The sequence below is a fragment of the Cellulosimicrobium cellulans genome (assembly GCF_001722485.1).
Lineage (GTDB): Bacteria > Actinomycetota > Actinomycetes > Actinomycetales > Cellulomonadaceae > Cellulosimicrobium > Cellulosimicrobium cellulans_A.
Window position 1 is genome coordinate 1 of record NZ_LWGL01000185.1, and the last position, 5,802, is coordinate 5,802.

Genomic DNA, 5,802 nt, shown 5'->3' on the forward strand with positions numbered 1-5,802 from the left:
CCGCATCGTCGCGGGCGCCCCCGCAGAGCCCCGCGCCGGCGTCGCGCTGCCCCGGGACGCGCGCCTCGTGCACCTGCTGCACGCCCCGCGCGCGCCGGACGGCACCCCCGGCGGCACGACTCTCGCGCGCTGGTCACTGCCGATAGGCTGACCGGCGTGACCGACACCATCCTCGTCCTCACCGAGGACACCCTGAACCCGGCCGACGTCCAGCACATCCTGTCGCTCCACGAGGGTGAGACCCTCGCCTACCGCGTCCTGGTGCCCGCGGACACGGAGCGCAACGTCCTGACGGGGATCATCGACCACCTGAGCGTCGGCGAGCTCAAGGCGGCGTGGGACGAGGTGGTCGGGCGCGAGCCGACGCGCGCGCAGGCCACGGCGACGGCCGCCGAGCAGCTCGAGCGCAGCGTCGCGGAGCTGCGCGCGGCGGGCCGGGACGCCGACGGGTCCGTCACGGACGACGACCCGCTGCCCGCGCTGCGCAAGGCCGTGGCGGCGGGCGACGTCCGGGAGGTCGTCGTCGTGACGTACCCGCACGCCGTCGAGGACACCTTCCACACCGACTGGGCCTCGCGCGCCCGCGACGAGCTGCACGTGCCGGTGCTCCACCTGTACTCGGGGACCAGCGAGCTCGGCTGAGCCCGCCGCCCCGCGCGGCGGGTCAGTCCCGCACGCGGTGCCCCGCGCGGCGGATCGTCGCGCGCGCGAGCTGGTCCATCGAGTCGAGGTACAGCGGGTCGGCGAGCAGGCCGTGGTCGACGGCGACCACGGAGAGCTCGGTGCACCCGAGGATCACGACCGACGCACCCCGCTCGACGAGGCGCGCGGTGACGCCTCGCAGCGCCTCGAGGTCGACCGGGCGCCCCGCCTTCACCTGCTCGTAGATGATCCGCGAGACGACCGCCTGGTCGGCGTCGTCGGGCACGAGGGTCTCGACCCCGTGCGCCGCGAAGGCGTCCTGGTAGACGCCCGAGGCGGCGGTCCCGGCGGTCGCGAGCAGGCCGACGGTCGTCAGCCCGGCGACGCGCTCGCCCGCGGCGGCGACCGTCGTGTCGATGATCGACACGAACGGCACGCGCACCGCGTCGAGCACCTGCTGCGTGAAGTAGTGCGCCGTGTTGCACGGCATGACGAGGAACGAGACGCCGAACGCCTCGAGGCGCCGTGCGTCGCGCGCGAGCACCGGACCCGGGTCCTCGTCGGACCGGCCGAGCACGAACGCCGTGCGGTCCGGGATCGTGGCGTGGTTGAGCACCACCATGTCGAGGTGGTCCTGGTCGCGCTCGGCGTCCGTGAGGGACACCACGAGCTGCAGGAAGTACGCCGTCGCGAGCGGGCCCACGCCGCCGATCACCCCGACCGGGGCCCGCTCGCCGACGTCCTCCTGCGTGCCGGCGCCCGCAGCGGGCTCAGCCACGCGCGTCGCCCTGCGGCGCTCCGCGGTACGCGGCCGCCCGGAACGCGGAGACGGGGTAGAACTGCGCGAACTTGCGCACCTGGCGCAGCTCCGACAGCCGTACCCACAGGTCGCGCCGCCAGGCCCGGTCGCCGCGGTACTTCAGCGGGTGCCCGACGCGCCTGACCTTGCGCAGCCGCGCCGACACGGCCGGGTCGCCCGCCGCGCGCACGTAGCGGCGCAGCAGGAACCCGGGGACGATGCGGTACAGCACCGGGACGCGCCGCGGGTCGGGCACGCGCCCGCCCTGCAGGTGCTCCCCGACCCAGTACATGGCCGGGTTGATGCCGCTCGCCGTGAGGTAGAAGTTCGAGCGCCCGGTGCGCGGGTTGAGCTCGAAGAAGTACCCGCGGCCGTCGCGCGGGTCCACCTTGATGTCGAAGTTGGCGAACCCGGTCCAGCCCAGGTGCTCGACGAGCCGGCGCGCGTCGGCCTCGATCTGCGGCAGCGGTCCCGTGAGGATCGCGGCCGGGTTCCCGAGCGTCCCCGGCGTGTGCTCCTCGATCAGCACGTGCCCGCCGTGCGCCATGCGCACCTGGCCGCGCGAGTCCGAGAACGTCGTCATGATGCGCATCTGGGAGTCGTTGCCGGGCACGAACTCCTGGACGATGAACGGCTTGCGGTAGCCCGCGTCCCCCGCCGCGCGCAGCAGCCACTCGAGCTGGGCGCGGTCGGCGAGCTCGTGCACCTTGCGCTTGCCCGCGAACTGCGTGTGGTGCCACGCGACGTTGTCGCCCGGCTTCGCGATGATCGGGAAGCGCAGGTCGAGGTCGCCGACCGGGTCGCCGCCGCGGCGCACCACCGTGCGCGGGTGCGGCACGCCGAGCTCCAGGCACAGCTCGGAGAACCGCTGCTTGTCCATCACGCGGTCGAGCAGGTCCGTCGTCGTGTACGGCACGACCGCGACGTCCTCGATCTTCGCGCGGTGCTCGGCGAGCGCGCGGACGTACCAGTCGGTGCACGTCACGACCATGACCGGCGCCTTCGCGCGCGCGGCGATGTCGCGGATCGTGGCGACCATGACGTCCGGGTCGTCGAGACGCGGCTCGACGACGTTGGTGAGGATGGTCGAGTACCGCACGTTGCGCGTCGAGACGATGGTCACGACGGTGCTGCGGACCCCGTACGCCTCGTGGAACGCGCGCGCGAGGCTGTACGCGCCGGCGTCGCCACCCAGGATGACCGGGTGGACGACCGCCGGGCGCACGACGCGTCCGCTCACGCGTCGCCTTCGCGCGTCTCGCTCCGGTCGCGCGACCACTCGGTGTGGAACACGCCGGGCTTGTCGACGCGGCGGTAGGTGTGCGCACCGAAGAAGTCGCGCTGCGCCTGGATGAGCGCGGCGGGCAGGCGCTCGGCCCGCACGCCGTCGTAGTACGCGAGCGAGGACGCGAACGCGGGCGTCGGGACGCCGTTGAGCGCGGCCTGCGCGACGACGCGGCGCCACGCGGAGAGGCCGTTGCCGACCGCGCCGGTGAAGTACTCGTCGGCGAGGAGCAGCGGCAGCTGGACGTTGCGCTCGTACGCCTCGGTGATCCGGTTGAGGAAGCGCGCGCGGATGATGCAGCCGCCGCGCCAGATGCGCGCCATCGCGCCGCGGTCGATGTCCCAGCCGTACTCGGCGGAGGCGGCCGCGATCTGGTCGAAGCCCTGCGAGTACGCGACGACCTTCGACGCGTACAGCGCGAGCCGCACGTCCTCGACGAACGCGTCGCGGTCGGTGATCTCCCACGCCTGCGCGTCCGCCGGCAGCGCCGCGCGCCCTGCCTCGCGCTGCGGGACCGAGCCCGACAGGGCGCGCGCGAACGTCGCCTCCGCGATGCCGGTGATCGGCACGCCGAGGTCGAGACCGTTCTGCACGGTCCAGCGGCCGGTGCCCTTCTGCTCCGCCCGGTCGAGCACGACGTCGACGAACGCCTGGCCGGTCTCGGCGTCGACGTGCTGCAGGACGTCGGCGGTGATCTCGATGAGGAACGACTCGAGGTCGCCCGTGTTCCACTCCTCGAAGATCTTGCCGATCTCCGCGGCCGACGCGCCGAGGCCCTGCTTGAGCAGGTCGTACGCCTCGGCGATGAGCTGCATGTCGGCGTACTCGATGCCGTTGTGCACCATCTTGACGAAGTGGCCGGCGCCCTCGGGGCCGACGTACGTGCAGCACGGGACGCCGTCGACCTTGGCCGAGATGTCCTCGAGGATCGGGCCGAGGCTCTCGTAGGACTCTCGCGTGCCGCCCGGCATGATCGACGGGCCGTTGAGCGCGCCCTCCTCGCCGCCGGACACGCCGGTGCCGACGAAGTGCAGGCCCTTGGCACGCAGCGCGTTCTCGCGACGGATCGTGTCCGGGAAGTGGGCGTTGCCGGCGTCGACGACGATGTCGCCCTCCTCCAGGAGGGGCACGAGCTCGTCGATGACCGCGTCCGTCGCCGGGCCGGCCTTGACCATGATCACGACCTTGCGGGGGCGCTCGAGGGAGGCGACGAAGTCCTCCATCGACTCCGACGGCACGAAGTCGCCCTCGTGCCCCGCCTCGGCGACGAGCGACTCGGTCTTGGCGTAGGAGCGGTTGTGCACCGCGACCGTGTAGCCGTGACGGGCGAAGTTGCGGGCCAGGTTGCGACCCATGACCGCGAGTCCGGTCACGCCGATCTGTGCACGTGCTGCCATCTGCTTCGCTGCTCCTCGGTGATCGGTACCGGCTCGCCGACGCGCTGCGCGCCGACGGCTCGGCACGTGCGGACGCCGCCGGGCGCAGGCAGCCGCGCGGGGTGCCTCGGTACGGGGCGGATACGCGGGACAGCCTAGTCCCCCGGCCGCCTCGGGCCCCGACGGGGCCAGCATGCGGGCGGCCCGCGCGGGACCGGCCGTGCGACCCACGAGGCGGGCGACGTACGACCGGTCACGATTCGATTGCACACCCGCGCGTCACGCCCTCGCGCGCGCCGACCGGATCGTAGTGTGCTGCGGTGATCACCGCTCACGGGATCGACGCCCCCGCGGAGCTCCGCGCGGCGCTCGACACGCTCGGCGCCCGGCGCGTGCGCCCCGAGGTGGCCCTCCACGAGGTGCCCGCCCCGCGCCGCGTCGCGCCGTTCTCCGCCGCACTGACCGGCCACGTCGCCGGTCTCGGCGACGACGAGCCCGAGCTCGCGTCGGGACGGTTCGTCGTGCTGTACGACCCCGAGGGCCAGGAGACGTGGCGGGGCCGCTTCCGCGTGGTCACGCTCGTCCGCGCGACGCTCGAGCCCGAGATGGCGACCGACGCGATCTTCGCCGAGGTCGCCTGGACCTGGCTCACGGACGCGCTGCAGGAGACCGGCGCGGACGCGCACACCGAGAGCGGCACCGTCTCGCGCGTGCTGTCGCAGAGCTTCGGCGCTCTCGCGGACCGCCCGGACGACCTCGAGCTCGAGCTGCGCGCGTCGTGGACGCCCGCGGCCTCGGACCTCGGCCCGCACCTCGCGGCGTGGGCGGAGCTGATGTGCACGGCCGCGGGCCTGCCGCCCCTGACGGACGGCGTGACGCCCCTCGCGGCGCCACGCAATACCGTGGTCCCATGAGCTCGGCCGCACCACCCCTCCCGCCGCCTGCCGACCGGCCCGCCGAGACGCCCGAGGACGCCGCGCCCGCGCCCGTCGTCCCGCTCACGGAGCCGGCGGACGGGCTCTCCCCCGTCGTGGACACGCCGGCGGCGTTCGACCGCGTCATCGAGGCGTTCGCCGCGGCGACCGGTCCCGTCGCCGCCGACGCCGAGCGCGCGTCCGGGTACCGCTACGGCCAGCGCACCTACCTCGTGCAGGTGCGCCGCGAGGGCGCCGGCACCGCGCTGATCGACCCCGTCGCACTGCCCGACCTGTCCCCGCTGCGCGCCGCAATCGGGGACGCCGAGTGGGTGCTGCACGCCGCGTCCCAGGACCTGCCCGGTCTCGCGGAGCACGGCGTCGTGCCCGCGCGCGTGTTCGACACGGAGCTCGCCGCGCGCCTGCTCGGCATGGAGCGCGTCGGCCTCGCGGCCGTGGTCGCGGACGTGCTCGGGCTCGGCCTCGCGAAGGAGCACTCCGCGGTCGACTGGTCCACGCGCCCTCTGCCCGCCGAGTGGCTGCGGTACGCCGCGCTCGACGTCGAGGTGCTCCTGCCGCTGCGCGAGGGGCTCGCGGCGCGGCTCGAGGAGGCGGGCAAGGCGGCCTGGGCCGCCGAGGAGTTCGAGGCGGTGCGCACGGCGCCGCCGCCCGCCCCGCGCGTCGACCCGTGGCGGCGCACGTCGGGCTCGCACACCCTGCGCGACGCGCGGCGGCTCGCCGTCGTGCGCAGCCTCTGGGAGGCGCGCGACGCCAACGCGCGCCGCC

6 protein-coding genes are annotated in these 5,802 nt (G+C 74.5%); 3 read left to right on the plus strand and 3 right to left on the minus strand.

The window, feature by feature from the left end:
• The first annotated feature begins 156 nt into the window (after positions 1 to 156).
• Positions 157 to 642, plus strand: a complete 486-nt coding sequence (locus JZ5iCDA_RS14995; protein WP_069387884.1) for a hypothetical protein — start codon at positions 157 to 159, stop codon at positions 640 to 642.
• A gap of 22 nt (positions 643 to 664) precedes the next feature.
• Here JZ5iCDA_RS14995 and JZ5iCDA_RS15000 read toward each other — a convergent pair whose 3' ends face one another.
• The 3 genes from JZ5iCDA_RS15000 to gndA are packed head-to-tail and all read right to left on the minus strand — an operon-like array spanning position 665 to position 4,123.
• Complete coding sequence (locus JZ5iCDA_RS15000) at positions 665 to 1,420, minus strand: aspartate/glutamate racemase family protein (RefSeq protein WP_069387885.1); 756 nt, start codon at positions 1,418 to 1,420, stop codon at positions 665 to 667.
• Complete coding sequence (locus JZ5iCDA_RS15005) at positions 1,413 to 2,681, minus strand: carboxylate--amine ligase (RefSeq protein WP_083260055.1); 1,269 nt, start codon at positions 2,679 to 2,681, stop codon at positions 1,413 to 1,415. The genes JZ5iCDA_RS15000 and JZ5iCDA_RS15005 overlap by 8 nt, the downstream gene beginning before the upstream one ends.
• The gene (gndA, locus tag JZ5iCDA_RS15010) at positions 2,678 to 4,123 is read right to left on the minus strand and encodes an NADP-dependent phosphogluconate dehydrogenase (protein ID WP_069387886.1); all 1,446 of its coding nucleotides are present in this window, start codon (positions 4,121 to 4,123) and stop codon (positions 2,678 to 2,680) included. Before gndA ends, JZ5iCDA_RS15005 begins: the two co-directional genes overlap by 4 nt.
• Before the next feature lie 299 nt (positions 4,124 to 4,422).
• Between gndA and JZ5iCDA_RS15015 the strand changes: the two genes are divergently transcribed.
• Together JZ5iCDA_RS15015 and JZ5iCDA_RS15020 are read left to right on the plus strand one after the other, a co-directional pair.
• The gene (locus tag JZ5iCDA_RS15015; protein ID WP_253182115.1) at positions 4,423 to 5,016 is read left to right on the plus strand and encodes a DUF3000 domain-containing protein; all 594 of its coding nucleotides are present in this window, start codon (positions 4,423 to 4,425) and stop codon (positions 5,014 to 5,016) included.
• The coding region (locus tag JZ5iCDA_RS15020) for a ribonuclease D (protein WP_139123147.1) at positions 5,013 to 5,802 on the plus strand (790 nt) is incomplete at its 3' end. The genes JZ5iCDA_RS15015 and JZ5iCDA_RS15020, both read left to right, overlap by 4 nt.

What these genes read in the sequence shown, in the direction of transcription:
- gndA (WP_069387886.1), bottom strand. Translation starts at nt 4,123, where the DNA reads ATGGCAGCACGTGCACAGATCGGCGTGACCGGACTCGCGGTCATGGGT.